Genomic DNA, 1,193 nt, shown 5'->3' with positions numbered 1-1,193 from the left:
ATTATTATCTTACCATATCTCGAAGTTGGCCTACCATCACCACCATACTCTGTACAGTCACTCAACACTATATTCATCGTGGGGTCTATTAAATCCAGCGTTCCAACATACTCGATGCCACCTTTGATCCTTACAAGCACTACTTGTCCTTCAGCACTCTTCAATACCTTTAGAGGTGAAGGCGGTCTATAGCCCTTGGACACGTTGCTCATGAATATACACCATATATTACTAGTTTAATACAATGGTGTATATAAACTTAGTAGTCTTTAAAAGTATTTTCCAGTGGAGATAACGCCCATTATCCACTGCTTGCCTTATTTACTGGTTTACACGTGTAGAATACATCTATGTGGACAGCAACCTCCTTGAAGCATTTGTTTATCAATGAGGGAGGAATAGTGTTATGCTTTAAATGTTTAGAGACCACTATTAACCCGTTTTCCTTGGTCACCCTAATAAACTCATTAACGGCCTTCTCCTTATCAGCTATATTGCCCCATGTAGTGATCGAGATAACTATATCGATGCTTGAATCCCTAACCGGTATCTCCTCAGCGTAACCTACTACTGGTATTACACGGTGATCAATGTTTTTCTCAGCAAGTCTCTCTATCATACCGGTGCTCGGGTCTAAACATATATATCTCCTATATTTATCGATGTTATTCTCCCCGAGATACTCTAGTAATAGCCCTGTACCGCATCCTGCATCGAGTACCAGGGATGAATCTAGTTTTCCATTAACTATTTCAACTAATACACTATACTTACTATACTGCTCGCCGCGATATAGTTCATCATATGATGAAGCTGTTACATTATACTTCACCACATCATCTAAACCCCTATTCATATCTGAATCACGTAGCATGGCATCGTTCTTTATTTTCTCCCACATAATCCTCAAACCTGTTTTCTACCATAATCTAAGATGCTCTTTCTATATCCTTTCTTAAGAGCCAGCCTATATAGTTCTCGGAGATCCATGAGTTTATACTCTAGCTGTAGTCTCTACAAAGCCTCTATGGCTGAGGGTGAGAATGATGGCGCGACGAGTATACCCCTCGGCCTCCTACCGTATTTTGCCTCATATGATTTCACGTAACCGTATAGCTGGAGAACAGTTTCCCTCGATGCGGGAACCCCTTTTAACTCGACTATAACTGGGCGGCCGTTTCCATCTACCCCAT

3 protein-coding genes are annotated in these 1,193 nt (G+C 41.1%); all 3 read right to left on the bottom strand.

Translation table 11 applies throughout. From position 1 onward, the window contains the following. Window positions 1-212, bottom strand: a 212-nt coding sequence (locus tag ACP5N5_RS07005) for an LSM domain-containing protein (RefSeq protein ID WP_428134519.1), incomplete at its 3' end; no start/stop codon positions are given. An 89-nt stretch (window positions 213-301) separates the two neighbouring features. Further along, window positions 302-901, bottom strand: a complete 600-nt coding sequence (locus ACP5N5_RS07000; protein WP_012607766.1) for a class I SAM-dependent methyltransferase — start codon at window positions 899-901, stop codon at window positions 302-304. 113 nt (window positions 902-1,014) lie between these two features. Further along, window positions 1,015-1,193 (bottom strand): endonuclease NucS domain-containing protein (locus tag ACP5N5_RS06995; protein WP_428134522.1); only part of this gene is annotated, 179 nt, incomplete at its 5' end.

The sequence above is a fragment of the Desulfurococcus sp. genome, assembly GCF_049970475.1.
GTDB classification, from domain to species: domain Archaea; phylum Thermoproteota; class Thermoprotei_A; order Sulfolobales; family Desulfurococcaceae; genus Desulfurococcus; species Desulfurococcus amylolyticus.
Note: the sequence above shows the minus strand (reverse complement) of the source record. Positions and strands in the feature narration are given on the sequence as shown.

Bases quoted from the DNA above. Each gene is read 5' to 3' on its own strand.
- ACP5N5_RS07000 (WP_012607766.1), bottom strand. From the start codon at position 901: ATGTGGGAGAAAATAAAGAACGATGCCATGCTACGTGATTCAGATATG.